This is a genomic window from Nocardioides sp. NPDC101246 (assembly GCF_044767415.1).
Lineage (GTDB): Bacteria > Actinomycetota > Actinomycetes > Propionibacteriales > Nocardioidaceae > Nocardioides.
In genome coordinates, this window is the sequence record NZ_JBIWNX010000005.1 from 241,875 (window position 1) to 266,631 (window position 24,757).

At 68.8% G+C, this 24,757-nt stretch carries 28 protein-coding genes; 4 read left to right on the plus strand and 24 right to left on the minus strand.

Annotation, left to right across the window (positions count from 1 at the left end):
* Positions 1-11: 11 nt before the first annotated feature.
* The 6 genes from ACIRON_RS11225 to dut form a co-directional block, all read right to left on the minus strand.
* Positions 12-551 (minus strand): cell division protein FtsQ, encoded by a 540-nt coding sequence (locus tag ACIRON_RS11225; protein WP_402992397.1) that lies wholly within the window; start codon positions 549-551, stop codon positions 12-14.
* A gap of 26 nt (positions 552-577) precedes the next feature.
* Positions 578-1,615 (minus strand): hypothetical protein, encoded by a 1,038-nt coding sequence (locus ACIRON_RS11230; protein ID WP_402992398.1) that lies wholly within the window; start codon positions 1,613-1,615, stop codon positions 578-580.
* A complete protein-coding gene (locus ACIRON_RS11235) occupies positions 1,612-2,355 on the minus strand; it encodes a DUF3159 domain-containing protein (RefSeq protein ID WP_402992399.1) in 744 nt (247 codons plus the stop codon). Before ACIRON_RS11235 ends, ACIRON_RS11230 begins: the two co-directional genes overlap by 4 nt.
* Positions 2,356-2,366: 11 nt before the next feature.
* Complete coding sequence (locus ACIRON_RS11240; protein ID WP_402992400.1) at positions 2,367-2,738, minus strand: OB-fold nucleic acid binding domain-containing protein; 372 nt, start codon at positions 2,736-2,738, stop codon at positions 2,367-2,369.
* 7 nt (positions 2,739-2,745) lie between these two features.
* A complete protein-coding gene (locus tag ACIRON_RS11245) occupies positions 2,746-3,333 on the minus strand; it encodes a DUF3710 domain-containing protein (RefSeq protein ID WP_402992401.1) in 588 nt (195 codons plus the stop codon).
* 127 nt (positions 3,334-3,460) lie between these two features.
* Complete coding sequence (gene dut / locus ACIRON_RS11250) at positions 3,461-3,913, minus strand: dUTP diphosphatase (RefSeq protein WP_402992402.1); 453 nt, start codon at positions 3,911-3,913, stop codon at positions 3,461-3,463.
* A 73-nt stretch (positions 3,914-3,986) separates the two neighbouring features.
* Here dut and ACIRON_RS11255 point away from each other — a divergent pair, with 73 nt between their 5' ends.
* Both ACIRON_RS11255 and ACIRON_RS11260 read left to right on the plus strand, forming a co-directional pair.
* Positions 3,987-4,445: a DUF3093 domain-containing protein gene (locus ACIRON_RS11255; RefSeq protein WP_402992403.1), complete on the plus strand. Its 459-nt coding sequence runs from the start codon at positions 3,987-3,989 to the stop codon at positions 4,443-4,445.
* A 36-nt stretch (positions 4,446-4,481) separates the two neighbouring features.
* Entirely contained in the window at positions 4,482-4,796 is a 315-nt protein-coding gene (locus ACIRON_RS11260) for a DUF4235 domain-containing protein (protein ID WP_160023040.1), read from the plus strand.
* Between the two features lie 145 nt (positions 4,797-4,941).
* Here the strand turns inward: ACIRON_RS11260 and ACIRON_RS11265 are convergent, their stop codons facing one another.
* From ACIRON_RS11265 to ACIRON_RS11325, 13 genes are all read right to left on the minus strand, one after another.
* Entirely contained in the window at positions 4,942-5,232 is a 291-nt protein-coding gene (locus ACIRON_RS11265) for a DUF4193 domain-containing protein (RefSeq protein WP_040755057.1), read from the minus strand.
* Between the two features lie 266 nt (positions 5,233-5,498).
* Positions 5,499-6,359, minus strand: coding sequence for an inositol monophosphatase family protein (locus ACIRON_RS11270; protein WP_402992404.1), 861 nt, complete (start codon positions 6,357-6,359; stop codon positions 5,499-5,501).
* 25 nt (positions 6,360-6,384) lie between these two features.
* Positions 6,385-7,491, minus strand: a complete 1,107-nt coding sequence (locus ACIRON_RS11275) for a ferrochelatase (protein ID WP_402992405.1) — start codon at positions 7,489-7,491, stop codon at positions 6,385-6,387.
* A gap of 33 nt (positions 7,492-7,524) precedes the next feature.
* The gene (locus ACIRON_RS11280; protein WP_402992406.1) at positions 7,525-7,977 is read right to left on the minus strand and encodes a PH domain-containing protein; all 453 of its coding nucleotides are present in this window, start codon (positions 7,975-7,977) and stop codon (positions 7,525-7,527) included.
* A 57-nt stretch (positions 7,978-8,034) separates the two neighbouring features.
* Entirely contained in the window at positions 8,035-10,815 is a 2,781-nt protein-coding gene (locus ACIRON_RS11285; protein WP_402992407.1) for a DEAD/DEAH box helicase, read from the minus strand.
* A 30-nt stretch (positions 10,816-10,845) separates the two neighbouring features.
* Positions 10,846-11,775: a YegS/Rv2252/BmrU family lipid kinase gene (locus tag ACIRON_RS11290; RefSeq protein WP_402992408.1), complete on the minus strand. Its 930-nt coding sequence runs from the start codon at positions 11,773-11,775 to the stop codon at positions 10,846-10,848.
* 17 nt (positions 11,776-11,792) lie between these two features.
* Positions 11,793-12,638, minus strand: a complete 846-nt coding sequence (gene tatC / locus ACIRON_RS11295) for a twin-arginine translocase subunit TatC (RefSeq protein ID WP_402992409.1) — start codon at positions 12,636-12,638, stop codon at positions 11,793-11,795.
* 8 nt (positions 12,639-12,646) lie between these two features.
* The gene (tatA, locus tag ACIRON_RS11300) at positions 12,647-12,940 is read right to left on the minus strand and encodes a twin-arginine translocase TatA/TatE family subunit (RefSeq protein ID WP_402992410.1); all 294 of its coding nucleotides are present in this window, start codon (positions 12,938-12,940) and stop codon (positions 12,647-12,649) included.
* A gap of 39 nt (positions 12,941-12,979) precedes the next feature.
* Positions 12,980-13,999, minus strand: coding sequence for a helix-turn-helix transcriptional regulator (locus ACIRON_RS11305; RefSeq protein WP_402992411.1), 1,020 nt, complete (start codon positions 13,997-13,999; stop codon positions 12,980-12,982).
* On the minus strand, positions 13,996-14,979 hold the full coding sequence (locus ACIRON_RS11310; RefSeq protein ID WP_402992412.1) for a helix-turn-helix transcriptional regulator: 984 nt from the start codon (positions 14,977-14,979) through the stop codon (positions 13,996-13,998). The genes ACIRON_RS11305 and ACIRON_RS11310 overlap by 4 nt, the downstream gene beginning before the upstream one ends.
* Positions 14,980-15,006: 27 nt before the next feature.
* Positions 15,007-15,987 (minus strand): FKBP-type peptidyl-prolyl cis-trans isomerase, encoded by a 981-nt coding sequence (locus ACIRON_RS11315; protein WP_402992413.1) that lies wholly within the window; start codon positions 15,985-15,987, stop codon positions 15,007-15,009.
* Between the two features lie 99 nt (positions 15,988-16,086).
* Positions 16,087-17,448 carry a Pup--protein ligase gene (gene pafA, locus ACIRON_RS11320; RefSeq protein ID WP_402992414.1) on the minus strand — a complete coding sequence of 454 codons (1,362 nt, stop codon included), beginning with the start codon at positions 17,446-17,448 and terminating at the stop codon, positions 16,087-16,089.
* An 81-nt stretch (positions 17,449-17,529) separates the two neighbouring features.
* On the minus strand, positions 17,530-17,931 hold the full coding sequence (locus ACIRON_RS11325; RefSeq protein ID WP_402992415.1) for a MerR family transcriptional regulator: 402 nt from the start codon (positions 17,929-17,931) through the stop codon (positions 17,530-17,532).
* A gap of 148 nt (positions 17,932-18,079) precedes the next feature.
* Here ACIRON_RS11325 and ACIRON_RS11330 point away from each other — a divergent pair, with 148 nt between their 5' ends.
* On the plus strand, positions 18,080-19,546 hold the full coding sequence (locus ACIRON_RS11330) for a SulP family inorganic anion transporter (RefSeq protein ID WP_402992554.1): 1,467 nt from the start codon (positions 18,080-18,082) through the stop codon (positions 19,544-19,546).
* On the opposite strand, the gene ACIRON_RS11335 is transcribed toward ACIRON_RS11330, so the two are convergent.
* The gene (locus ACIRON_RS11335; protein WP_402992416.1) at positions 19,540-20,511 is read right to left on the minus strand and encodes an endonuclease/exonuclease/phosphatase family protein; all 972 of its coding nucleotides are present in this window, start codon (positions 20,509-20,511) and stop codon (positions 19,540-19,542) included. The genes ACIRON_RS11330 and ACIRON_RS11335 overlap by 7 nt on opposite strands.
* Positions 20,512-20,607: 96 nt before the next feature.
* Here ACIRON_RS11335 and ACIRON_RS11340 point away from each other — a divergent pair, with 96 nt between their 5' ends.
* Positions 20,608-21,048 carry a VOC family protein gene (locus ACIRON_RS11340; RefSeq protein ID WP_402992417.1) on the plus strand — a complete coding sequence of 147 codons (441 nt, stop codon included), beginning with the start codon at positions 20,608-20,610 and terminating at the stop codon, positions 21,046-21,048.
* Positions 21,049-21,109: 61 nt separating this feature from the next.
* On the opposite strand, the gene prcA is transcribed toward ACIRON_RS11340, so the two are convergent.
* From prcA to dop, 4 genes are all read right to left on the minus strand, one after another.
* The gene (gene prcA, locus ACIRON_RS11345; protein ID WP_402992418.1) at positions 21,110-21,940 is read right to left on the minus strand and encodes a proteasome subunit alpha; all 831 of its coding nucleotides are present in this window, start codon (positions 21,938-21,940) and stop codon (positions 21,110-21,112) included.
* Positions 21,937-22,773 (minus strand): proteasome subunit beta, encoded by an 837-nt coding sequence (prcB, locus tag ACIRON_RS11350; protein ID WP_378725937.1) that lies wholly within the window; start codon positions 22,771-22,773, stop codon positions 21,937-21,939. The genes prcA and prcB overlap by 4 nt, the downstream gene beginning before the upstream one ends.
* Before the next feature lie 3 nt (positions 22,774-22,776).
* A complete protein-coding gene (locus ACIRON_RS11355; protein WP_008356645.1) occupies positions 22,777-22,974 on the minus strand; it encodes a ubiquitin-like protein Pup in 198 nt (65 codons plus the stop codon).
* 116 nt (positions 22,975-23,090) lie between these two features.
* Positions 23,091-24,602 carry a depupylase/deamidase Dop gene (gene dop, locus ACIRON_RS11360; RefSeq protein ID WP_091041354.1) on the minus strand — a complete coding sequence of 504 codons (1,512 nt, stop codon included), beginning with the start codon at positions 24,600-24,602 and terminating at the stop codon, positions 23,091-23,093.
* Positions 24,603-24,757 lie beyond the last annotated feature (155 nt).

Sequence of the window (24,757 nt, forward strand, 5' to 3'; positions counted from 1 at the left end):
AGCGTGGGACGTCAGAGGCCGGCCGGCCTCGGCGGTCCCCTTCGCGGAGAGACATGGGCCCACAGGGCCGGTCGAGGGACGAACTGCCGGGCCTCGGCAAGGAGGCGGCCGGCGGGCGCGATCCGTGGGATCGGGAGGCTGCGTATGGCCACGGCGAGGGCTCTGCGGTGCAGCACCCAGACGACGACGGAGAGCACCGCGGCACAGGCGTGGGCCAGGAGCATCGCGGCGCCGTCGGCGGAGCCGAGCGAGCTGCCGACAGCATGGTGGTGCTCGGTGCCGGGGGCCGCGGCGAACGCCGCGAACACCTCATGGAGACCCAGCTGGGACAGGCCGGCCAGGACGGCACCGGTCAACAGACCGACCCGGCGCTGCAGCACCACGACACCGGTGCCGAAGACGGCCAGGGCTGCGGCGGCCAGCCAGCCCGCGCTCGGCAGCGCGCCACCCGCGGCCAGGTGGGCCAGGGCCGCACCGGTCATGATCTCGAGTGTGGCGAGCAAGGAGAGCCACACGCTTCCGCGCGTCGGCCTCACCACTCGTAGCTCCACGCGCAGCACCGTATCCCGAACCGGGATCAGAGCATGGTGCTGGTGCCCTCGACCAGGAAGGCCGCGTCCTGACCCTCGTCCTCGTCGTCGGTCGCGATCACCGGGCTCACCGGCGTGCACGCCAGGGTCCGCACCTCGCAGGTGACGACCTGCTGCTCGCGCAGCACGTTCACAGCCTTCTCGTCGATGCGCTGCGCGACGCCGAAGAACGTGTCCTCATCGCTCCAGGCGACCAGGTTGAAGTGACCCCAGGGTGCGTCGATCTGACGCTGGCGCCCGGTCTTCGCGTCGTACGCGACCGCCTCGGTCGGCCACTGCGAGGTGTCGAAGATCGTGCTCCGGTCCGGCGAGAGCAGCCCCACGCCGTCGATCCAGGTCTCGCTCAGCACCCGGCGGCTGCCCGCACCGCTGATGTAGACATGGAAGCCCTCGGGGAACAGCGTCTCGGCGAAGCCTTCGTAGACCTCGATCCCGTCCCCGTCCTCGGTCGACGGCGTCGTGGAGCCGTCGGTGAGATCGATGGTGGCGCTGCCGAAGAAGAGGCGCTCGTTGCTCACCCCTTTCAGCAGGGGCATGATCTCGCCATAGAGATCCGCCAGGTCGGCACCGTCCTCGGGCTCCTGGTCGGGGGTCCGGTAGAGCTGCTCGCCCGTGTGGGTGTCGAAGGCGGCCACCTGGAGCACATGGGTGTCGTATTCGTCGGTCGGGCCTCGCGACTGGTCCACGGTCGCGAACACCGACCGATCCGCCGAGACCGCCAGGTTGTCCCAGACCACCTTCTCGACCGTCTCCGTCTTGCCCTCGGCGCTGGTGAACATCAGCGTCCCACCACGCATCCAGTAGACGCCGGTCGGGCCCAGCACGAAGTGGTCGACCCGGTCACCGAGCTCGACGGTGCGCTTCCCCACGTGCAAGGTGCCCTCGGCGTACCAGGCCGGGGCGGTGGCGTCCCACTCGGTCGGTCCCACGGGCAGCGAGAAGGGCTCCTTGCCACCCATGGTCGCGGTGGCGCATCCGGTCAACGCGAGCGCGAGCGCACCGGCGACCAGCCCGCGCAGGTTCACCGAGACTGCTTGACGGGCGTGTGGTTGCGGGCGAGGAGCCAGATCATGGTGCCGTAGCAGGCGATCCGCAGCACCCAGCCGAGGCCGGTGCGGAGGATGCCGAGGGCGAGGATCGCCCAGTCGCGGTCGATCGCACCGCTCCAGGCGAGGAACCAGATCGGGCCCTGGATGGCGGCGCCGATCGCCCCCGGAGCCAGGAACAGCCAGGTCAGCCGCGAGCACAGCTTCACGATCTGCTTGTCCTGGTGCCACTCGAGCGGATCGCCGCTGGCGACGCCGATGAAGAAGCCGAAGATCGGCCAGCCGATCAGGCACAGACCGCCGACCACGACGGTGTAGCCGAGGCTGATCAGAATGCCGGGCAGGAAGTAGGCCAGCGCCTGCTCCTCGGCCGAGCCGCCCATGGACTGGGCCAGCCGCACCACCGCGAAGCCGATGAGGATGCCGAAGATGGCGTTGCCGACGTACTGCAGGCTCGAGCGCTGCACGAGCCGGACCAGCAGGAAGACCGCCGCGGTCGCGGCCGAGGCGATCAGCGCGACCTTGAGGTCCTTGAACACCAGCCAGGCGACGGTGAAGACGAGGCCGGGGACACCGGCCTCGAGCATCCCGCGCACACCGCCCAGCCCGGCGGACATCTGGCGGCGTACGACCGCCTCGACGGTGTCGACCGTCGGATGGTTGTGGTCGTGCTCGCCGTCCTGGCCGTCGCCGGCAGGGGTCTCAGAGGTGTGGCTCACGTGTGGTTGGCTCACTCGTTGGGGTCCGGTATCAGCTCGTAGCGGGGATTGAACATGATGCGTTGGCCATCGGTACGGCCGATCCGTCCCTGCACCTGCAGGGACCGGCCCGGGCTGATCCCGGCGATGCGCCGACGTCCCAGCCAGATGATCGTCAGGGTGCCGGAGCCGTCGAACAGCTCGGCCTCCAGGGCCGGAACGCCGCCAAGGGGCCGCAGCGTGATCGTACGCAACGTCCCCCGTAGCCGCACCGACTCACGGTCGGGCGCGTCGGCGATCGAGGCGACATCCTTGGCGACGTACGCCGCCCGGATCTCGCTCGCGTCGATCGAGGCGGTGTTCGCCCACTCGCTGAGCTTCGCGCGCAGCCGGCCCTTGGACACTACCGGCTCACTTCTCCACGCGACGCGCGTTGGGCGGCAGCTTCACCTCGAGCGCCTCACCCTTGGGCTTGGCCCCCTCACCGCGGCGCACGACGACCCGCTCGAGGAGCTTCTCCCATTCCTTGCCGACGGTCGGCTCCATCGCGGGGCGACCCATCATGGTGGCGCGCAGCATCCAGCGCGGGCCGTTGACGCCGATGATGCGAGTCTGCTGGACGGCCGGCTGGCCGTCGGGCAGCTTGACCTTCATCTGGGTGATCAGCTCGGTGCCCCACGGGCCCGCCAGGTCGGCGGTCGCGCCGCCGCGCTGCTGGACGTCGTCGCGCAGCATCGGCAGCGACTCGGTCCACAGGTCGCCGTTGCGGGGAGCGGCGAAGGCGCGCAGCTCCATGGCGCCGTCCTCGGCGGTCAGCATCACGGCCGCGATCTGCCCGGACTTCTCATCCACCTGCAGGCGCAGCTCCTTGCCCGGCGCGGGGGCGAGCATCATCGAGCCGAGGTCGACCCAGTCGCCGGTGATCAGCCCGTCGGGGACGGAGTCGATGTCGAACGGCCCGACCTCGGGAGCTGCCGGCACCGGCCGCTCGGGGGCCATCGGCCCGTCCTCGACCCGTGCAGATGGCTCTCCCCGGTGGGAGGGCGTGGACTTGCGACGGAACTTCACGACCATCTGCTTTCAGGTTGCGGTGACTCTCTGAGGAGACTTATCTAACACTGATCCCTCAGCGGTTGGAGAAGCCCCCTGTAGAACCGTAGCCCCCATCTCCACGAACGGACTCGGGCAATTCGGCCACCTCGATGAAACGAGCCTGCTCGACGCGCTGGATCACCAGCTGGGCGACCCGGTCGCCGCGGCGCAGCTCGATCGCCTCGACAGGGTCGAGGTTGACCAGCGCCACCTTCACCTCGCCGCGATAGCCGGCGTCGACGGTGCCGGGGGCGTTGACGATGGACAGCCCGTGCTTGGCGGCCAGGCCGGAGCGCGGGTGCACCAGGCCGACGTACCCCTGCGGCAGAGCCATCGCGATGCCGGTCGGCACCAGAGCGCGCTCCCCCGGCTTCAGGGTCACGTCCACGGTCGTCCGCAGGTCGGCTCCGGCATCGCCCGGGTGGGCGTACGCAGGTGGCGGCAGCTCGGCATCGAGACGGACCAGGGCTACTTCGAGATCAGACACAACCCGCACCTTAGATGCTCTACGGCTCACCCGATTCGTGACTGGCTTGATCGACGTGAAAAACTCACGAATCGTGAGCACCCCGGCGTACGACGAGCGACTGACCGTGCCGCTGCGGTGGTGGGTCCAGGGCGTCATGTTCCTGGCGACCCTGTGGATCGCGGTCATCCTGTGGGTGCCGGCCGCGCTCGCCTGGGGCATCACCGCGGCGATCGGCGGCCTGTTCGCGCTGGCCATGATCGTCTTCGGCAACGCCAAGATCACGATCGCCGACGGTGTCCTGCGCGCCGGGCCCGCCCGGATCGAGGCGCGCTTCCTCGGCGAGGCGGTCGCTCTCGACGAGACCGAGGCACATCACCTGGCGGGGCGAGACGCCGACGCCAGGGCGTACCTGCTTCTTCGTCCCTACCTCAAGCGCGCGGTGCGGGTCACCATCGACGACCCTGCCGACCCGGCGCCCTACTGGCTGCTCTTCACCCGCCACCCGGTCGCGCTCGCGAAGACCGTCAACGCCCTCCGAGCGAGTCTCTGAGCGGCAACCCCGCGGCCATGGCCTAGGCTCGGAGGCATGTCCAAGTCCACCAAGGCTGACAAAGCCGACAAGGCTGACAAGGTCTGGGCGATCATGGCCCTCGTCAGCGGAATCGGGGCCGCCAAGGTCACCAACAAGGTCCTCTCCACCGGCTGGAAGGCGTCCACCGGACGCAAACCACCGGCCAACCCCGCCGACCCCGACGTACGCCTCGTGGAGGCCGTGCTCTGGTCGGCTGCGACCGGCGCCACCGTCGCGCTCGCGCGGATGTTCGCCCAGCGCCGCGCGGCCAACTACTACGTGAAGTCGGTCGGTCGGCTGCCGAAGCAGCTGGAGAAGGACGAGAAGTAACAGCGAAGGCCGTACGGGATCCGTACGGCCTTCGCTTGTTGGCCCGGCTTGCGTCGGGCTTTCCGCCGAGTCGGCGCGTTTGTACAGAGCGCTTGCTAGCGCAAGCTATACAAATGCGCCGACTCGGCGGCTTTTCGACTGCACATCACGCACAGTCAAAACAGATCATCTTCTTCTCGTCAGCCAGCTGGCTGCGGTGGTGGACCAGGAAGCAGCTCATACAGGTGAACTCGTCCTCCTGCTTCGGCTTGACCTCGACCGCGAGCTCCTCGTGGCTGAGGTCGGCTCCCGGGAGCTCGAACGACTCGGCCGCCTCGGCCTCGTCCTCGTCAACCTTGCCCGAGTTCTTGTCGTGACGACGAGCCTTGAGCTCTTCGATGCTCTCCTCGGACTGGTCCTCTTCATTTTTACGCGGTGCGTCGTAGTCCGTCGCCATATGCGCCACTCCCCTTCTCACTCATCTTCATTCCCCCCGCGCGCCCCCGAGGGCAGCGGCACGGCCCGTGATTGTGCACCATCAACGTGCATTTCGCACACTCAACCGGATCCGCGTCGCCGAAACGTTCTGTCATCTGGCGGTATTCCCTATCACGGGAAAAGATGATCAGCGAGTTTCGGGTGGGTGAACGCGGCTGCGGCCGACGGGTCTCCGGGACCTTCCCGGCCGCCAGCCGGTCATAGATCTACATCAACCAGCGGCTTTCAGTCGGGTACGACACCCGGGAGCGAGTCAACTGGCAGAAAACCAGCCTGAACAGCCGCTTTCCGTAGTTCATCGTAGCCATGGGCCGGTGCGACGATCACGAACCGGCGGCCGCTGATGCCGGTCGTCGCCTCCCAACGAGCACCAGCGGCCTCCGCCACCAGACCGGCCGCGGCATGGTCCCACAGATGCAGCCCCTCCTCGAGGTAGCCGTCGAGAGTCCCCTCGGCCACCCCGCAGATGTCCAGGGCCGCCGAGCCGATGCGACGAACGTCACGTACGACGGGCAGCAGGCGGACCAGCGCTTCGGCCTGGACCCGGCGGAGCTCGGCGTCGTAGGAGAATCCGGTGGCGATCAGCCGCTGCCCCAGCTCGGCGGGCTGACGTACGCCGATGGGCTCGCCGTTCTTCACCGCGGCGACCGATCCGTCCGGCTGCCGGAAGGCGGCGTAGAGGGTGCCGCGGGGCACGTCCACGACCGCTCCGGCGACGACCTCGCCGTCGTACTCGGCCGCGATCGAGACCGCGTAGCTCGCAAGACCGTAGAGGAAGTTGACGGTGCCGTCGATCGGGTCGACGATCCAGCGTACGCCGCTGGTGCCCATCGTCTCCTCGCCCTCCTCGCCGAAGAAGGCGTCCTCCGGACGCTCCTGGGAGATCAGCCGCCGGATCAGCGCCTCGGTGTCCCGGTCGGCCTCGGTGACCACATCGGTCGCGGTGGACTTTGTGGCCGCGACCTCGACCACGCCGGCGGCCCGCTCGCGGACGAGATCGGCGGCCGCACGAGCGGTCGCCACCGCGAGCGCGAGCAGGTCTCCGGGCTTGGGTGCGGGCTGAGCCGGCGCTGGATGCTCTGTCATGAAGCCGACCCTATGCCGCGGCTGATCACTCGGAGTACTGGGGCGAGTCCTCCCCCGACAGCGTCGGCAGCTGCGAGCGCTGGTTGAAGCAGCAGCCCGCGGGACAGCGGTCGGGCCCGGGGCCCAGGTCACCGACGGTAGGCCGCTCAGGGACCTCACCACGCTCTGCAGCGGCGCGCTCGAGGAGCAGTTCGCGTACGGCAGCCACGAAGCGCGGGTCCTCGCCGGCCGTCGCGCTGCGGCGGGCGTGGATCCCGAGCTTCTCGGCGGTGTCCATCGCCTCCGTGTCGAGGTCGTAGACGACCTCCATGTGGTCGGAGACGAAGCCGACCGGGCACATCACCACGGCGTTGGTGCCCTTCTCCGCCAGCGCCTCGAGGTGGTCGTTCACGTCCGGCTCGAGCCACGGGATGTGCGGGGCCCCGGAGCGGCTGCAGTAGACGAGATCCCACTCGTGGGTGACCCCGCGCCGCTGCGCGACCTGCTCGGCGACCACCGCGGCGACGTCGAGGTGCTGGGCGACGTACGCGTTGCCGTCGGGGCCGGCGTTGTCGTTCATCGAGGTCGGGATCGAGTGGGTCACGAAGAGGATCCGCGCACCATCGCGCTCGGCCTCGGGCAGGTCCTCGAGAGAGGCGAGCACGCCGTCGACGACCGGCGCCACGAAGCCGGGGTGGTTGTAGTAGCGCCGCAGCTTGTCGAGCACCGGGCCGGACTCGACGTCGCCGCTCTTCTCGCACGCCTCGAAGAGGTTCTCGCGGTACTGCCGGCACGAGGAGTAGGACGAGTAGGCGCTGGTCGCGAAGACCGCCGCCCGCTCGATCCCGTCGGCGCGCATCTGCGCGAGGGTGTCGCTCAGGTAGGGGTCCCAGTTGCGGTTGCCCCAGTAGACCGGAAGGTCGATCCCGTGCTCTGCCAGGTCGCTGCGCAGAGCCGCCAGGAAGGCCCGGTTCTGGTCGTTGATCGGCGACTTCCCGCCCCGATCGAAGTAGTGCTGCCCGACCTCGACCAGCCGCTCCCGCGGGATCCCCCGTCCCCGGGTCACGTTCTCCAGGAACGGCACCACGTCCTCGGTCTTCTCCGGCCCCCCGAAAGAGACGAACAGCAGAGCATCGTAGGGAGAGACATCCACCTTGCCATCATATTTCACCGGGTCCACCGAGCCTCAGTCGACCCGGCTGGAGTACCAGAGCTGAGTGGCCAACTTCTTGTTGTGCTCGCGGATGTGGTGCTGCAGACGGGGATACCACCTCGATGTCGTGAGCCTGAGCGTGATGCGGCCGTCAGCGTCACGGCAGCGCACCCACTGCCAGGCCCAGCTCGGCTCGACGTTGGCGAGGTCTGACCAGGGAACCACTCGCGACCCCAGCGGCCCAGACAGCGCCAGCCCTTCGTCCCTGACCTCGAGGCGGCCACGGCAGAGCAGGAACCAAGCCCCGAAGACTGCGCTTCCCGCCACGATGTGGATGCCCATGAACAGCCCCAGCGGCACCGGAAGCGCACCTCGGAAGTCCAGGAACATCACGGTCCAGATCAGGAGCCCCCACACCAGCCCTGCTCCCATGAAGACGGCCCAAGACCGACCGACGAACGCAACCACCGTCTCCTGCTTCTGCACGGTCGGACCCTAGCGATCCCCCCGAGTCATGTCCGCGAAACGTGGAGATCGAACCCTCTACTCGACCACGGAGGAGTACGCCACGACACCGCGCTTGAGGAGATCGATGGTCTGCCGGGCCGTACGCCGCAGAGGCACGTCGCCGGCGGCGTCGGCGACCTGGCCGCACATGTCGATGAGCTGCTTCATCCAGCGTACGAAGTCTCCGGCGGCGAGCTCGACGACCTCGAGGACGTCGTCGAGGTCGTCGCCCTCGGCCCAGCGGTAGGCGGCCCAGGCGAACCCGAGGTCGGGCTGGCGGAGGAAGTCGAGCTTGTGGTCGCGCTCGAGTGCGTCGAGCTGGCCCCACAGTCGCACGGTCTCGGCGATGACGTCCTTGACCCGGCCGCCGGGGAGGCGGGGCGGGGTGGCGTCGTCGGCGCGACGGGCCTCGTAGACCAGCACCGAGAGGGCGGCGGCGAGCTCGGAGGGGGTCAGGTCGTCCCACAGCCCCTCGCGGAGCGCCTCGGCGGCGACCAGGTCCATCTCGGAGTAGAGCCGCATCAGGTGAGTGCCGCGCTCGGTGACGGTCTCGCCCTCGAGGTAGTCGAGGGCGACCAGCACCTCGCACACCCGGTCGAAGGTGCGCGCGACCGTGTTGGTGCGCGCCTCCACCCGACGGCGCAGGGTGTCGGTGTCGCGCGAGAGCTTGAACCAGCGCTCGGCCCAGCGGGCGTGGTCCTCGCGGTCGGGGCAGTCGTGGCAGGGGTGCATCTTCAGCTCGCGCCGCAGCTCGGAGATCTGGGTCTCCGCCGAGCTCTTCCGCTCCTTGCGGGCGGTCGGCGACCCCTCGTAGGGCACCGGACGCAGGTCCTGGGTCTTCTCCCGCAGCCGGGAGGCCATGTCGCGGCGCATCTGCGGGTTGCGGCCGTTGAACGACTTCGGCACCCGCAGCCGGGTCTGGGCGGCGATCGGCACGTTGAAGTCCATCATCGCCAGGCGGCGTGCCTGCCGGTCCTGGGTGATGACGTAGGGGCGCGGTCCGTCCGGGTCGAAGCCCGGGTCGACGATCACGGCGTAGCCGGCGAACTTGCCGGTCGGCACGTCGATCACGTCACCGATCTTCAGCTTCGAGAGCGACTCGATGATCTCCTCGCGCCGGTCGGCACGCCGCTCGCGGGAGGAGGACTTCTCGACGTCGGAGATCTTGCGGCGGATCGCGGCGTACGCCATGAAGTCGCCCTTCTCGCAGGTCGCCGCCTCCTGGTAGCCCTCCATGGCGTCCTCGGCCTTGCGCACCTGACGCGCCAGCCCGACGACCGCCTTGTCGGCCTGGAACTGCGCGAACGACTGCTCCAGCAGCTCGCGCGAGCGTGCCCGGCCGAACTGGTGCACCAGGTTGACCGCCATGTTGTAGGACGGCCTGAAGCTCGACCGGAGCGGGTACGTACGCGTCGAGGCGAGACCGGCGAGCTCGCGCGGGTTGAGCCCCTGCTGCCAGAGCACGACGCCGTGGCCCTCGACATCGAGTCCGCGACGGCCGGCGCGGCCGACGAGCTGGGTGTACTCCCCCGGGGAGAGGTTGACGTGGGCCTCGCCGTTCCACTTCGAGAGCTTCTCGATCACCACCGTCCGAGCGGGCATGTTGATGCCCAGCGCGAGCGTCTCGGTGGCGAAGACGGCCTTCACCAGGCCTCGGAGGAACAGCTCCTCGACGACCTGCTTGAACGCCGGCAGCAGCCCGGCGTGGTGGGCGGCGACGCCGCGGGTCAAGCCGTCGATCCAGTCGTGGTAGCCCAGGACGTGGCGGTCCTCGTCGGGCAGGTCGGCGCAGGCCTCCTCGACGTAGGCGAAGATCTCGTCGCGCTCGTCGGGCGTGGTCAGCCGCAGGTTGGCCTGGATGCACTGCTGGACCGCGGCGTCGCAGCCGACCCGGGAGAAGACGAAGTTGATCGCCGGAAGGAGGTTGTCCCTCTGCAGCGCGGTGATCACCTCGACCCGCGAGGGGATCCAGACGCGGCGCCCGTTGCCCACGCGCCGGTTCCCGTTGCCCTTGCGCTTGTCCTTGGGCGTACGCCGGTCGGTCATCCGTCCGGCTGCCCAGTCGTCGCGCGCCAGCCTCATCAGCTCGCCGTTGACCGGGGCGCCCTCCTTGACGAACCCGGCCGCCGCGTCGACGTCGGAGGAGGCGAACAGGTCCATGATCCGGCGGCCGGCCATCACGTGCTGGTAGAGCGGCACCGGCCGCTTCTCCTCGATGATCGTGGTGGTCTCGCCACGCACCGTGGTGAGCCACTCGCCGAACTCCTCGGCGTTGGAGACGGTGGCGCTCAGCGAGACGACCGAGACCGACTCGGGCAGGTGGATGATGACCTCCTCCCAGACCGCGCCGCGGGAGCGGTCGGCGAGGTAGTGGACCTCGTCCATCACCACGAATCCGAGGCCCATCAGGGTCTGTGAGCCCGCGTAGAGCATGTTGCGCAGCACCTCGGTGGTCATCACCACGACCGGCGCCTCGCCGTTGACGACGTTGTCACCGGTCAGCAGGCCGACCTGGTCGGGGCCGTAGCGCTTGACCAGGTCGTTGTACTTCTGGTTGGAGAGAGCCTTGATCGGCGTCGTGTAGAACGCCTTGCGACCGGTCGCGAGGGCCAGGTGGATGGCGAACTCACCGACGATCGTCTTGCCCGACCCGGTCGGCGCGGCGACCAGGACGCCCTTGCCTTCCTCGATCTCCTTGCACGCCTCGATCTGGAAGTCGTCGAGCCCGAAGTCGTAGAGCGAGGCGAAGTCCCGGTAGACGGGATAGCCCTTGTCACGCTGATACGCGGCGTACTTCTCCGCTGGCGAGGCGTCCATGGTGCCGAGCCTATCGACCGACACCGACAATCAAGATGGCGGCGGCACGAGTACGCCGAGAGCGGACGGCACGCACTCGACATCGAGCGGCAGCGGCCCGAGGCGCTCCCCGTCGCTGTAGGCGATCACGCCGGGAGCGGAGGCCTGGATCCGGCGGGCACGGATGCGCTCGAAGGCAGGATGGGTGAGGTGCTTGGCCTGGCGTACGCCCGGGAAGACGCGCAGGAACTCCAGCCGCGAGACCGGCTTGATGAGGATGGCGTCCAGCAGGCCGTCGGCGGGGTCGCACTCCGCCGCGATCCGCAGACCTCCCCCGTAGGACTCGGTGTTGGCGATCGCGAGCAGCATCGCCTCCTGCTCGCGGACGGTCGTCGCGCCGGTCGCGTCCTCGATCTCGAGCCGGTAGGGCACGGGCTTCCAGCTGCGGATCACCGAGAGCGCGGCAAGCGTGTAGCGAAGGTCGCCGTGGGGCCACCTCATCGCGTTGGCCCGCTCGTTGACCGCTGCGTCGAACCCGGCGGCCAGGACGGTCGCGAACCATGTGTCCCCCGCCGAAGCAGAACCCGAGGCGGTGCGTGCAGCCCGGCCGAGATCGATGCGACGCGAGTGGTTGCGTACGACCACGTCGGCGGCCGCCAGCGGGTCGCCGGCCGGGATCCCGAGCGCCCGCGCGAAGTCGTTGCCGGTCCCGAGCGGGACGACGCCGAGACCGACCTCGGTGCCGGCCAGCGCCTGGACGGCGACGTGGACCATGCCGTCGCCGCCGAGGCTCACGACGGTGTCGAACCCGTCCGCGGCCGCCTTCCGGGCCAGCTCGAGAGCGTGCTCGGCATCGTCACCGATCAGGTGCTCGACCAGGGCCCCGGAAGCCTCGAGACGTTCGGTGACCGCCTCGAGGATCTGGTCTGCATGGCCACGGCCGGCGGTGGGGTTGGCGAGCAGGGCGATCTGGCGCGTCACCCGCCGAATCGTACTGGTCAGATCACCGACGGGACGTCCGGATCCCCGATCATGTCCTTGCGCTTTCCGGCCTTCCGCCTGTCGTGTGCCCTGGCGATCACCTCGGAGATCCCGAAGAGGACGACCATCGGGCCGGCCATGATCGTCATCGTGAACGGGTCACCCGAGGGGGTCGCGACGGCGGCGAAGACGAAGGAGCCGACGATGATCCAGGCGCGGTACTTGCCCAGGGCCGCACCGGGCAGGACCCCGATCCGGTTGAGCAGGATCACGAAGACCGGGATCTCGAAGGCGATGCCGAAGACGAGCAGCGTACGGCTCAGGAAGCTGAGATATTCGCTGAACTCGACGATGTTGGTCAGGCCGTCGGGGACGAAGGCGAACAGGATCTCCAGGCCCTTGGGCATGGTGACGTAGCCCAGCACGACACCGGCGAGGAAGAGCGGGCCGGCGACGGCCACGAAGATCCTCGACATCTTCTTCTCGTGGGCGTGCAGGCCCGGCATCAGGAATGCCCAGATCTGGTAGAGCCAGATCGGCGCGGTGCCGATGAGCGCGGCCAGGCCGCACAGCTTCAGGTAGAGCATGAAGCCACCCGCGGCGCCGTTGACCGAGCTCAGCGAGGCGGCGCCGCCCTCCCGGTCCATCATCTCGACGGCCTTGAGGTAGGGGTCCATGACCAGATCGAAGAGCTGCTCGAAGAAGAACAGCGCGACGACGAACCCGACGACCAGGGCCAGGGTTGCCTTGATCACCCGCCCGCGAAGCTCGCGCAGGTGGTCGGAGAGAGCCATCCGGCCGTCGTCGCCGATGGCGTGCTTGGGGGTGCCGCGAAGAATCGCGACAACACCGGCGATGGACAAGGTCGACCTCAGTTGCCGGAGAGGCGCTCGCGCTCGGCCCTGATCTCGGCCTCACGACGCTCGAGCTCGGCGATCCGCTCCTGCTCGGAGGCGGTCAGCTCGGCCGGCTTCTCGGCCTTGTCGCCCTTCTCCTTCTCGTCCTCGTCGCGAAGGCCCTTGGTCTCGGTCTTGAAGATGCGCAGCGCCTGACCGGTGCCGCGGGCGAGCTCAGGAAGCTTGGCGGCACCGAAGACGAGGATCACGATCGCCAAGATGATGAGCCACTCGGCTCCCTGCGGCATACCGATCAATGGAGTGAACATGAACTACCTCATCTACGTCTTAGGGGGAACGTCAGAAGTCTACGCGTCCGAACGGTACAGGCCGAGAGCCAGTCGTGCAGTCGCGGCAAACGATTCGGTGAACGATTGCTCGTCGAGGATCTCAGCATAGGGGGCCAGTCGAAGCAGCAACCGGGTGAGCCAGCGCTCGTCGTAGACCCGCAGCCCCACCTCGAGCCCGCCGCCCGGCACCTCCACCGGGTCGAGCACGGCATAGTACTCACCGACCCAGCGAGCCTCCGGAGACAGTCGCACCCGGACCACCCTGCCCGAGTCCGTACGCAGCACCGACCCGCTCTCGTCGTCGAGGTCCGCCCCCTCACCCGTCTCCGGAGCGGCCACGATCGGGGTGTCGAGCACCTCGGCGCCCCTGATCCGGTCGAGACGGAAGCTGCGCGGCGCCTCGGCGGTGTGGCACCAGGCGTCGAGGTACTCGATGTCACGGATCGAGACCAGGGCGCGGGGGTCGACGACGCGGGACGACTCCTCGTCGCGCGCCGGGACCCAGTAGTCGATGCGTACCTGGCGACCCTGGTCGATCGCGGTCGCGATCGCGGCATGGATCTGGACGAGCGAGGTGTCGACCGGCTCCTCGCCGGGGTCGACGCTGCCCGCGGCCCCCTCGGCGGCGGCCTGCTCGAGCTTGGCCAGGGTCCGGTCGACGACCTCCTTGGTCTCCACGCTCACCGCTCCGCCCCGCAACGCACGCAGCGCGACGATCACGGCGGTGGCCTCGATCGGGGTGAGCCGCAGCTGGCGGTCGAGGTAGTCGGCGTTGGAGATCCGGATGACCCGGTCGCCGTCGGGCTCGGTCAAGGCGTCGATGTCGACGTCGATCAGGTCGTCGGGATAGCCGCCGGGCAGGCCGCACATGAAGAGCACCTGCAGGTCCTTGACCAGCTGCTTCTCCTCGACGCCGAGGTCGGCGGCGGCCTTGTCGAGGCGTACGTCCTCGATCTGGGAGTAGAGGTAGGGCACCAGCGTCAGCAGCCGTCCCACCTGCCCCTTGGCACCCGTCGCGTTCGCTCCGGCGGCGCTCATCGGTCGGCTCCGTCCAGACGCGCGGCCAGCCGCTCGAGCCGGGTCCCGACCTCGCGGCGCAGGTCCTCGGGCTCCTCGACGTAGGCGTCGGGGCCGTGCCCCAGCACCGCCCCCACCAGGTCGGCGGGCACCCGGGTCAGCACCACCCGGTCCCAGTCGTCACGGCCGTCGGGACCGGTCACCCCGCCCTCGGTCGAGTCGGCGGCCCTGCGCAGCGTGTAGCCGCTCCCCTGCCGCAGCAGCAGGACGGCCTTCCCTGTGGGCGGCGCCGGCGCCAGGGTTCGTGCGATATCGCGTACGTCCACCTCGGCCGGGACCTCGAAGGCATCGAAGTCACCGACCGCCCGGGCCTCACCCAGGACGCGGGAGAGCCGGAAGATGCGGGTGTCGTCGCGGTCGACGTCATGGCCGACGGCGTACCAACGGCCCGAGTAGCGCACCACGCCCCACGGCTGCAGCCGCCGATGGGACGGCTCGGCCGCCCGCGACCCGCGGTAGTCGAACTCGACGACCTGCCGGTCCTGGGTGGCGGCCACGAAGACGTCGAAGGAGCCCTCCTCCGCGGCCAGCCGTGGCTGGACGATCTCCAGCGCCGAGACGTCGGTCTCGAGCCCGGCGGCGTTGAGCTTGCGTACGGCCTCCGTGGTCGCCTCCGCCATCGAGGCGTTCTCCCAGACCTTGGTGGCCAGGGCGACGACCGCGAGCTCGTCGGCCTCGAGGGTGATCGGCGGCAGCGCGAACTGCTCGGGGCTGACCCGGTAGCCGATCTCGTCCTCGAAGAAGGAGTCGATCACGCCGGTCTCGATCGGCACCCCGAGGCTGCGCAGCTCTTCCTTGTCGCGCTCGAACATCTTCTCGAACGCCTCACCGTGGGACGACGGGTAGAGGACCTCGCGGATCCGCTCCTTCGACACGTTGTCACGCTGCACGAGCAGCATGATGAGCAGGTTCATCAACCGCTCGGTCTTACCCGCCGCCACGGTGTGTTTCTCCCCCTAGAGACTCTGCTACGGCGTCGCCGAGGTGGCTTCGGCCTTGACGACGTCGATGACGAAGTAGAGCGTGCTGTTGGCCGGGATCCCCGGCGTGCCGCCCTGGCCCGGCTTCTCCTCAGCACCGTAGCCCAGCTCCGGCGGGATCTGCAGCAGAACACGGCTGCCGACCTTGACGCCCTCCAAGCCGTTGGTCCAGCCTGCGACCACCTGGTTGAGGGCGAACGGGACGGCTTCCTTGCTGAAGCTCTCGTCGAAGGGCTTCTTGGCGCCGTAGGTCATACCGAGGTAGTTGGCGGTGACCGTCTGGTCGGTGGTGATCTCCTCACCGTCGCCCTCGGTGACGATGACCCGCTTGAGCCCGTCGTCGGCCTTCGGCTTGGCGATGCCCTTGAAGTCGAACCCGGTCGGCTTGCCGTTCTTCTCGACGACCTTCGGGAGCTCGGAGGCGTCGACGTCGTGCGGCGTCTTGTCGGCGGCGGCCTTGACCACGTCGACGACGACCAGCAGCGTGTCGTGGTTGCCGATGCCCATCTGCGGGTTGCCGCCCTCGCCGAGCAGGTCGGCCGAGCCGACGATGGCCTCGATCCGGTCGCCGACCTTGGCGCCCTTCAAGATGGTGCTCCACGGCTTGTCCGCCGGGAGCTCCTCACCCTCGGCGGCCTGGCTCTCGTAGGCCCAGTCCTTGTCCAGGGTGGTGGCGTTGCCGATGTAGATCTTGGCGAACACGCCGCGACCCTTGGGGATCTCCTCACCCTCGCCCTCGGTCAGCGTCTTGACCTTGGGGTCCTTGGGGTAGGCGATCGCGGACTCCCACTTCAGCGTGGGCGCCTTGTCGACCGCGGCCGAGACCGTGACGCCGTCGAAGCCGGAGACGGTCTCGTCGCCGTACCCCGTCTTCTCCTCGCCGCCGCAGGCGACCAGAGCCGGGATGAGCAGGGTGACGGCCAGCGCGCTCAGCGCGTGGCGCAGTCGAGGCCGAGGAGCAGTGGGCACAGTGCAAACCTTCGTGACGTGAAATAGAGAGAGACGACAGCGGAGCACACCATATCCGCCCGGTGGTTACCCCGCAGCGAAGCCACCCCGGCAGGGGTGTCACATGCCGTCGATGAGCCGCTGGACGCGCTCGTCGTACGCCTTGAGCGGGTCCTTGCACAGCACGGTGCGCTGGGCCTGGTCGTTGAGCTTGAGGTGGACCCAGTCCACGGTGAAGTCGCGGCGGCGCTCCTGTGCCTTCTTGATGAACTCGCCACGGAGCCGGGCGCGGGTGGTCTGCGGCGGCACCGACTTGGCCTCGAAGATCTTCAGGTCGGTGGTTGCGCGCTTGACCGCGCCCTTCTTCTCCAGCAGGTAGTAGAGGCCGCGGTTGCGGTGGATGTCGTGGTAGGCGAGGTCGAGCTGGGCGACGCGGGCGTGGCCCAGCGGAAGGCCGTGCTTGGCGCGGTAGCGGTCGATCAGCTTCCACTTGATCACCCAGTCGATCTCGCGGTCGACCAGGGAGAGGTCGTCGGACTCGATCGCCTTCAGGCCGCGTTCCCACAGGTCGAGGGAGGCGAGCATGGTCGGATCGGTGATCTCTCGGCGGTCGACGAACTCGCGGGCCTTGGACAGGTATTCGTTCTGGATGTCCAGCGCGCTGGCCTCGCGGCCGTTTGCCAGCCGCACCTTGCGGCGGCCGGTCAGGTCGTGGGCGATCTCGCGGATGGCGCGGATCGGGTTCTCCATCGTCATGTCCCGCAGGACGACGCCCTCCTCGATCATCCGCAGCACCAGGTGGCAGCTCGCGATCTTGAGCATCGTGGTGGTCTCGGACATGTTCGAGTCACCGACGATGACGTGGAGTCGCCGGTACTTCTCGGCGTCCGCGTGCGGCTCGTCGCGGGTGTTGATGATCGGCCGGGACCGTGTCGTCGCCGACGACACACCCTCCCAGATGTGCTCGGCACGCTGAGAGACCGCGAACCCGGCACCCCGCGGGGTGTGGGTGACCTTGCCGGCGCCGACGATGAGCTGACGGGTGACCAGGAACGGGATGAGCACGTCGGCGAGCTTGGAGAACTCCCCGGCGCGGCTGACCATGTAGTTCTCGTGGCAGCCGTAGGAGTTGCCGGCCGAGTCGGTGTTGTTCTTGAACAGGTAGATGTCGCCGGCGATGCCCTCGTCGTGCAGCCGCTGCTCGGCGTCGAGGAGCAGGCCCTCCAGGATCCGCTCCCCCGCCTTGTCGTGGGTGACGACCGAGACCACGTCGTCACACTCGGGCGTGGCGTACTCGGGGTGGGAGCCGACGTCGAGGTAGAGCCTCGCGCCGTTGCGGAGGAACACGTTCGAGCTGCGGCCCCAGCTCACCACCTTGCGGAAGAGATAGCGGGCCACCTCGTCCGGGCTCAGCCGCCGCTGGCCGCGGAACGTGCAGGTCACGCCGTACTCGTTCTCGATGCCGAAGATGCGCCTGTCCATACTTGAAACCCTAGACGGTCGGCGGTCACTCCGGAGGCGTTCAGAGGTACGACACGGCGGGGCGGACCACCCTCCGGAACGTCAGCGCAGCTCGCGCCTGAGAATCGCGATGAACTCGTCCGCCATCCCCAGCTGTCGTTCCAGCTTCTCGCGGCGTACGCCGGCCTCTGCCCCGACCGCGGCAAGGCGCTCGCGAGCCGCGGTGGCGTCGGCAGGGTCGGGCGCGGACCCACGCAGGATCTCGATGTCGACCATGACCGCCTTCATCTCCTCGAGGCTGAAGCCGAGGGGCTTCATCCGGCGGATCACCAGGATCTTGTCGACGTCCTCCTCGGTGTAGAGCCGGAAGCCGCCCTCGCTGCGTCCCGAGGGACTCAGCAGGCCGACCTCCTCCCAGTGCCTGAGGCTGCGCAGAGACAGCTCGGTGCGCGCCGCCACCTCGCCGATCTGCATCGCCCCTTCGGGGGCAGCACTGCGCGTCATGGTGTCCATTCTCACACGGTCGACGAGGCCAACCCTTACGTTACGTGAGAGTACCGTTCTCTCGTCCTGCTCATCCTGCCAGCCGCGACCGATCGGACCCTCTTCAGTGCCTTCACCCCTGGCCACCTCCAGGCCGGCCGAGCCCACCGTGCTCGCCGCGCTGCGCTCACCGCGCCTGCTGCGTACGGAGGTGCTGGCGGGTCTCGTCGTCGCGCTCGCGCTGATCCCCGAGGCGATCTCGTTCTCGATCATCGCCGGGGTCGACCCGCGGGTCGGGCTGTTCGCCTCGTTCACGATGGCGGTGGCGATCTCGTTCCTGGGCGGGAGACCGGCGATGATCTCGGCCGCCACCGGCGCGGTCGCGCTGGTGATCGCGCCGGTGATGCGGGACCACGGCTATGACTACCTGATCGCGACGGTGCTCCTGGGCGGTCTGATCCAGATCGCCCTGGCGCTGGCCGGGGTGGCCCGGCTGACGCGCTTCCTGCCCCGCTCGGTGATGGTCGGCTTCGTGAACGCGCTCGCGATCCTCGTCCTCCAGGCGCAGATCGTCCACATGGTCGACGTGCCCTGGGCCGTCTACCCGATGATCGCCGTCGGTATCGCCGTCATCGTGGGGTTCCCGCGGATCAACAAGGTGATCCCGGCGCCGCTGGTCGCGATCGTCGCGCTCACCGCCTTCACCGTCATCGGCGCGGTCGACGTGCCGAACGTCGGCGACCAGGGCAAGCTGCCCGACAGCCTGCCGACCTGGTTCATCCCCGACGTACCTCTCACCCTCGACACGCTGCAGATCATCGCCCCGTACGCACTGGGGATGGCGCTGGTCGGCCTGCTCGAGTCGTTGATGACCGCCAAGCTGGTCGACGACATCACCGACACCCACTCCGACAAGACCCGCGAGGCCGGCGCTCAGGGCCTCGCGAACCTGATCACCGGCCTCTTCGGCGGCATGGGCGGCTGCGCGGTGGTCGGTCAGACGATGATCAACGTCAAGGTCTCCGGCGCCCGTACGCGCCTGTCCACCTTCCTCGCCGGCCTCTTCCTGCTCATCCTGGTCGTCGGGTTCGGCGACACCGTGGCGCTGATCCCGATGGCCGCCCTGGTCGCGGTGATGATCATGGTCTCGGTCAGCGCCTTCGACTGGCACTCGATCCGGCCCGCCACCCTGCGCCGGATGCCGCTCTCGGAGACGGCGGTGATGCTCACGACCGTCGCGTTCACCGTCGCGACCCACAACCTGGCGATCGGTGTCATCGTCGGGGTCCTGGTCGCGATCACTCTGTTCGCGCGCCGTGTCGCGCACCTGACCGAGACGCACCGGGAGCTCGTCGAGGACGCCGACGGGAGCGTGCGGGCCGTCTACCGGGTCGCCGGCGAGCTCTTCTTCGCCTCGAGCAACGACCTCTACACCCAGTTCGAGTACGCCGACGACCCCGACGAGATCGTCATCGACCTCTCCGACTCCCACATCTGGGACGCCTCCACGGTCGCGACCCTCGACGCGATCACCCACAAGTACGAGGCCAAGAACAAGTCCGTACGCATCGTCGGCCTGAACCGGTCCAGCGCCGACCGGCACGAGCGGCTGACCGGTCAGCTCAGCGGTCACTGACCCAGCGACACGCGCGACACCACCGGCAGATGGTCGCTGCCCGAGCGCGGGAGCACCCGTAGATCCCTCACCTCGGCACCGCGCGCGAGCACGTGGTCGAGCTGGACGACGGGGAGCGCGGAGGGGAAGGTGAACCGGAACCCGTGCTCCTCGCGCGAGACCTCGTCGGTCAGAGGGGCGAGGCCGGGGTCGAGGAGGTTCCCGTTGAGGTCGCCGGCCAGCACCACCGCCGGCGCCGGATCCGCGGCGATCGCCTCCCCCAGCAGCTCCGCGCTCCGGTTGCGGCTGTAGGCCGCGAGCCCACGCGGGCCCACCCGGACGGAGGGAAGGTGCGCCACGTAGACGGTCACCTCGCCCTCCGGGGTCTGGACGACGGCTCGCAGACACCGGTCCCAGGACGCGTCGATGCCCGCGGGGCGGATGTCGACCCGCGTACGCTCCGAGATCGGGTGACGCGACCAGAGCCCGACGGTTCCCTGGGTCGTGTGATGCTCGAACGTCGGCTCCAGGGCGGCTTCGTACTGCGGGAGATTCTCGGAGGTGAGCTCCTCGAGCGCCACGATGTCGGGATCCTCGGCCAGCAGGAGATTGACGGTCCGCTCGACATCGTGGTTGTCGTCGGCGACGTTGTGCTGGACGACCGTGAGGTCGTACGCCTCCGCCTCGACGGGCATCAGCTGCGGGCCGAACACGCCCACCCAGGCGGCGAGCGGGGCCAGCGCGAGCAGCGCGGCGAGGGCCGAGCGACGCAGGGCCGCTGCGAGGAGCAGCAGCGGGACCGCCAGGACGAACCACGGCAGGAACGTCGCGACCAGCGAGCCCAGGTTGCCCCAGCGGTTCGGCACCAGCTCGTGCAGCGCGATCACCAGGGCGAGCAGCACCGCAATGAGCACCAGCGGCCTTCCGCGTCGCCACGTCGACCCCGCCGGCGCCGAGCGCGTGCCGTTCTCCGCCTCGACCTCCACAGACGCGACCCTAACCAACCACCCTGAGGTGTAGAGAACGGCCTGCCGGCCTCGTTCACCAGGCAGAGACACCCGACGAACACGAGGATGGCAGTCATGACACACCTGTTGAAGTTCGACCACGTCGGCATCACCGTCGCCGACCTAGACCTGGCCACGGAGTTCTTCGTCGGCCTGGGCCTGGAGATCGAGGGACGTACGTTCGTGGAGGGCGAGTTCATCGACACCGTCTGCGGACTCCCGGGATCACGCTGCGAGGTCGTGATGCTGCGCCCGCCGGGTGGCGACACCACCCTCGAGCTCGCCCGGTTCGTACGTCCCGACCATGTGCCCGGCACGCCCGAGGCGATGGCCAACGTCCTGGGTCTGCGCAACGTCTGCTTCCAGGTCGACGACCTCGACGCGGTTCTCGCGGGCCTGGCCGAGAAGGGCTACGGGCTGGTCGGCGGAATCGGCGTCTACGAGGACATCGTGCGGATGGCGTACGTGCGCGGGCCCGAAGGCATCGTCGTCTCGCTCTCGGACCAGATCGGCTGAAGCCTCAGATGTGACGTGGGAGTGCTGAGGCAACCGCCTCAGCACTCCCACCTCGCCGAGCTCAGCCGATCGGCGGGGCGATCGGCGGCTCGCCGTCGTCGTCTGCCGGCGGGGCCAGCGGGGCCTCGTCGACGGGCTTCGCAGCGGGCGGTTCAACGGCGGCCGGCTCGGCTGCCTCGACCTGCGCCGGCGCGGTGGCCGCACCGAGGATCTCGACCAGCGTCGCCGGCCGGATCCTGCGGAACTTGCGCGGCTGCGTGCGGTTGCGGTCGAGGACCGCGACCTCGAGGTTCTTCGCCTCGATCTCCCGGTCCTCGGTCTCGGTGTGGCCGAGCGCGGCGACCGCCAGCTTGATGGCGTCCTCGAGCGAGGCGCCCTCGGTGTAGCGCTCCTTGAGGTAGCCACCGACAGCCTCGGCGGCACCGCCGATGGCAGCGAAGCCGTGCTCGTCGACGACCTGGCCGTCGTAGGTGAGCCGGTAGAGCTGGTCCGCCTCCGCGGTGTCGCCGATCTCGCCGACGAACAGCTCGACCTCGTAGGGCTTCTCCCCGCCCGAGGAGAAGATCGTGCCGAGGGTCTGGGCGTAGGCGTTGGCCAGGCCGCGGCCGGTGACGTCGCGCCGGTCGTAGGCATAGCCGCGCATGTCGGCCAGCCGAACCCCGGCGATGCGGAGGTTCTCGAACTCGTTGTAGCGGCCGACCGCGGCGAAGGCGATCCGGTCGTAGATCTCGCTCACCTTGTGCAGCGCCGCCGAGGGGTTCTCGGAGGCGAACACGATGCCGTCGGCGTACTGCAGCGAGACCAGCGCCCGACCTCGGGAGATGCCCTTGCGCGCGAAGTCCGCACGGTCGCGCATCAGCTGCTCGGGACTCACATAGAACGGAGTGCTCATGGGCGACCCTCCAGCTCGGCGATGGGACCGTCGGGCCGCTGGAGCCTCCCGGTGATGACAGCCTCGGCGACCGCCGCGACCTCGGCGTCGGGCAGGGTGCGCCCACCGTCGGCGGTGATCACGTGGACCAGCGGGAACAGCTTGCGGGACAGGTCCGGCCCGCCGGTGGCCGAGTCGTCGTCGGCCGCGTCGTAGAGCGCCTGGACCAGGACCGCGACCAGGGTGGCCTCGTCGAGGTCGGGTCGGTAGAGCTTCTTGAGGGCACCCTTGGCGAACAGCGAGCCGGATCCGACGCCGGAGTATCCGGTCTGCTCGTAGCGGCCGCCGGTCGGGTCGTAGCCGTAGATCTTCCCCGTGCCGGCATCGGGGTCGAACCCGACGAAGAGCGGCACCACGACCAGGCCCTGCATGGCCATCGCGAGGTTGCCCCGGACGAGGGCGGAGAGCCGGCTGGCCTTGCCCTCGATCGAGAGCGTGGTGCCCTCGATCTTCTCGTAGTGCTCCAGCTCGGTCTGGAAGAGCTTGACCAGCTCGACCGCGAGCCCCGCGGAGCCGGCGATGCCGACCGCGGAGTACTCGTCGGACGGGAAGACCTTGCGCATGTCGCGCTCGGCGATCAGGTTGCCCTGCGTGGCCCGCCGGTCACCGGCGATGATCACGCCACCGGGGAAGGTGGCCGCGACGATCGTGGTGCCGTGCGGCGCGATGTCGCCCAGGTTGGCCGGGACCGGGTGATGACCCGGGAGCAGCTCTGGGGACTGCGCGGTCAGGAAATCGGCAAAGGACGAGGTGCCCGGCGTCATGTAGGCGGCCGGGATACGGGACTCGGACATCTCCTACTGCCCGCCCTTCTGGATGAAGGACTTCACGAAGTCCTCGGCGTTGGTCTCCAGGACGTCGTCGATCTCGTCCAGGATGTCGTCGACGTCGGAGTCAAGCGCTTCCTTGCGCTCATTCACATCGGTCTCGGGCGCGGTCTCGACGGACTCCTCCGTCTCGGAGGACTTCTTCGGCTGCTTCTGCTCCTGTGCCATGTCTTCAACCTATCCACTAGCACCGACAAACCTGAGGAAACAATGCCCGATTTCGCTACGGGAGGAAGCAGAAGTCGAACGTTGGACCGAGATGTGGCACGAGTCGCGATCGACGCTCAGGAACCGGTCAGCCGGTTGAAGAGGTCGACGGCGGTGTCGGAGGAGTCGAGCAGGCCTCCGACGTGCTTCTTCGTGCCGCGCAGCGGGTCGATCGTCGGCACCCGCTGCAACGACTCGCGGCCGGGCAGGTCGAAGATGACCGAGTCCCAGCTGGCCGCGGCGACGTTCTCGGAGTACTTCTCCAGGCAGCGGCCGCGGAAGTAGGCCCGGGTGTCGCTCGGCGGCTCGTGCATCGCCTTCTCCACCAGGTCGTCGGTCATCAGGCGCTGGATCCGCCCGGCGCGGACGAGACGGTGGTAGAGACCCTTCTCGGGGCGGATGTCGGCGTACTGCAGGTCGATCAGATGGAGCTTCGGGTCGTCCCACTCCAGACCGTCCCGGTCGCGGTAGCCGAGCAGGAGCTTGTACTTGGCCACCCAGTCGAGCTCGCCGGCGCACTCCATCGGGTCGCGCTCGAGGCGGTCGAGCACCGACTCCCAGCGCTCCAGGACGTCCTTGGTCTGGTAGTCCGCGTCGGAGCCGTAGCGCTCCTCGACGAACTTCTTGGCCAGGTCCAGATACTCCATCTGCAGCTGGACACCGGTCAGCTTGCGACCGTCCTTGAGCGTGATCAGCGTCTTCAGCGACGGGTCGTGCGAGACCGCGCGCAGCGACGAGACCGGGCCGTCGACGCTGAGATCACGGGTGATGTAGCCGTCCTCGATCATGGCCAGCACCAGTGACGTACTCCCGACCTTGAGGTAGGTCGAGATCTCGGCGAGGTTGGCGTCGCCGAGGATCACATGGAGGCGGCGGTACTTCTCCGGGTCGGCGTGGGGCTCGTCGCGGGTGTTGATGATCGGCCGCTTGAGGGTCGTCTCCAGCCCGACCTCGACCTCGAAGAAGTCGGCGCGCTGGGAGATCTGGAAGCCGTGCTTGGGACGCTCCTGGCCGATCCCGACCCGCCCGGCGCCGGCGAAGACCTGCCGCGAGACGAAGAACGGGGTCAGATGCTTGACGATGTCGGCGAACGCGGTCGAGCGGCGCATGAGGAAGTTCTCGTGCGCGCCGTAGGAGACACCCTTGTTGTCGGTGTTGTTCTTGTAGAGGTGGATCTGCGGGTTGCCCGGCAGCCGCGCGGCCGCGCGGGAGGCGTCGAGCATCACCTGCTCACCCGCCTTGTCCCAGCGCACCACGTCGAGCGGGTTGGTCACCTCGGGGCAGGAGAACTCCGGGTGGGCGTGGTCGACGTAGAGCCGGGCTCCGTTGGTGAGGATGACGTTGGCCAGCCCCAGATCCTCGTCGGTCAGCTGGCTGGGATCGGCCACCTGCCGCGACATGTCGAAGCCGCGCGCGTCGCGCAACGGCGACTCCTCCTCGAAGTCCCAGCGCGCTCTCCTCGCCTTCAGGGTCGAGGATGCGTACGCATTGACGACCTGGCTCGAGGCGACCATCGGGTTCGCCTGGGGCTGCCCGGCCACGGAAATTCCGTATTCGACCTCCGTGCCCATCACCCGTCGTACGCTCATCCCGCCACCTCCGTAGCGCAAGCGCAAGAATACGGACGTGGCGGCTTGAGGCCGACTGTCGCTCGCTGACGCTCGCTCATGCCTGCAAGGCTACCGGCCACGTGCACGAAGGCACGTGAGCATCCACCCGCCACGCTGAGGTTGCCCGAGGTTGT

What these genes read in the sequence shown, in the direction of transcription:
- ACIRON_RS11245 (WP_402992401.1), bottom strand. Translation starts at nt 3,333, where the DNA reads ATGGCCCCCGAGCGGCCGGTGCCGGCAGCTCCCGAGGTCGGGCCGTTC.
- ACIRON_RS11260 (WP_160023040.1), top strand. Translation starts at nt 4,482, where the DNA reads ATGTCCAAGTCCACCAAGGCTGACAAAGCCGACAAGGCTGACAAGGTC.
- ACIRON_RS11265 (WP_040755057.1), bottom strand. Translation starts at nt 5,232, where the DNA reads ATGGCGACGGACTACGACGCACCGCGTAAAAATGAAGAGGACCAGTCC.
- ACIRON_RS11270 (WP_402992404.1), bottom strand. Translation starts at nt 6,359, where the DNA reads ATGACAGAGCATCCAGCGCCGGCTCAGCCCGCACCCAAGCCCGGAGAC.
- ACIRON_RS11285 (WP_402992407.1), bottom strand. Translation starts at nt 10,815, where the DNA reads ATGGACGCCTCGCCAGCGGAGAAGTACGCCGCGTATCAGCGTGACAAG.
- tatA (WP_402992410.1), bottom strand. Translation starts at nt 12,940, where the DNA reads ATGTTCACTCCATTGATCGGTATGCCGCAGGGAGCCGAGTGGCTCATC.
- ACIRON_RS11305 (WP_402992411.1), bottom strand. Translation starts at nt 13,999, where the DNA reads ATGAGCGCCGCCGGAGCGAACGCGACGGGTGCCAAGGGGCAGGTGGGA.
- pafA (WP_402992414.1), bottom strand. Translation starts at nt 17,448, where the DNA reads ATGGACAGGCGCATCTTCGGCATCGAGAACGAGTACGGCGTGACCTGC.
- ACIRON_RS11325 (WP_402992415.1), bottom strand. Translation starts at nt 17,931, where the DNA reads ATGACGCGCAGTGCTGCCCCCGAAGGGGCGATGCAGATCGGCGAGGTG.
- ACIRON_RS11340 (WP_402992417.1), top strand. Translation starts at nt 20,608, where the DNA reads ATGACACACCTGTTGAAGTTCGACCACGTCGGCATCACCGTCGCCGAC.
- prcA (WP_402992418.1), bottom strand. Translation starts at nt 21,940, where the DNA reads ATGAGCACTCCGTTCTATGTGAGTCCCGAGCAGCTGATGCGCGACCGT.
- prcB (WP_378725937.1), bottom strand. Translation starts at nt 22,773, where the DNA reads ATGTCCGAGTCCCGTATCCCGGCCGCCTACATGACGCCGGGCACCTCG.
- ACIRON_RS11355 (WP_008356645.1), bottom strand. Translation starts at nt 22,974, where the DNA reads ATGGCACAGGAGCAGAAGCAGCCGAAGAAGTCCTCCGAGACGGAGGAG.
- dop (WP_091041354.1), bottom strand. Translation starts at nt 24,602, where the DNA reads ATGAGCGTACGACGGGTGATGGGCACGGAGGTCGAATACGGAATTTCC.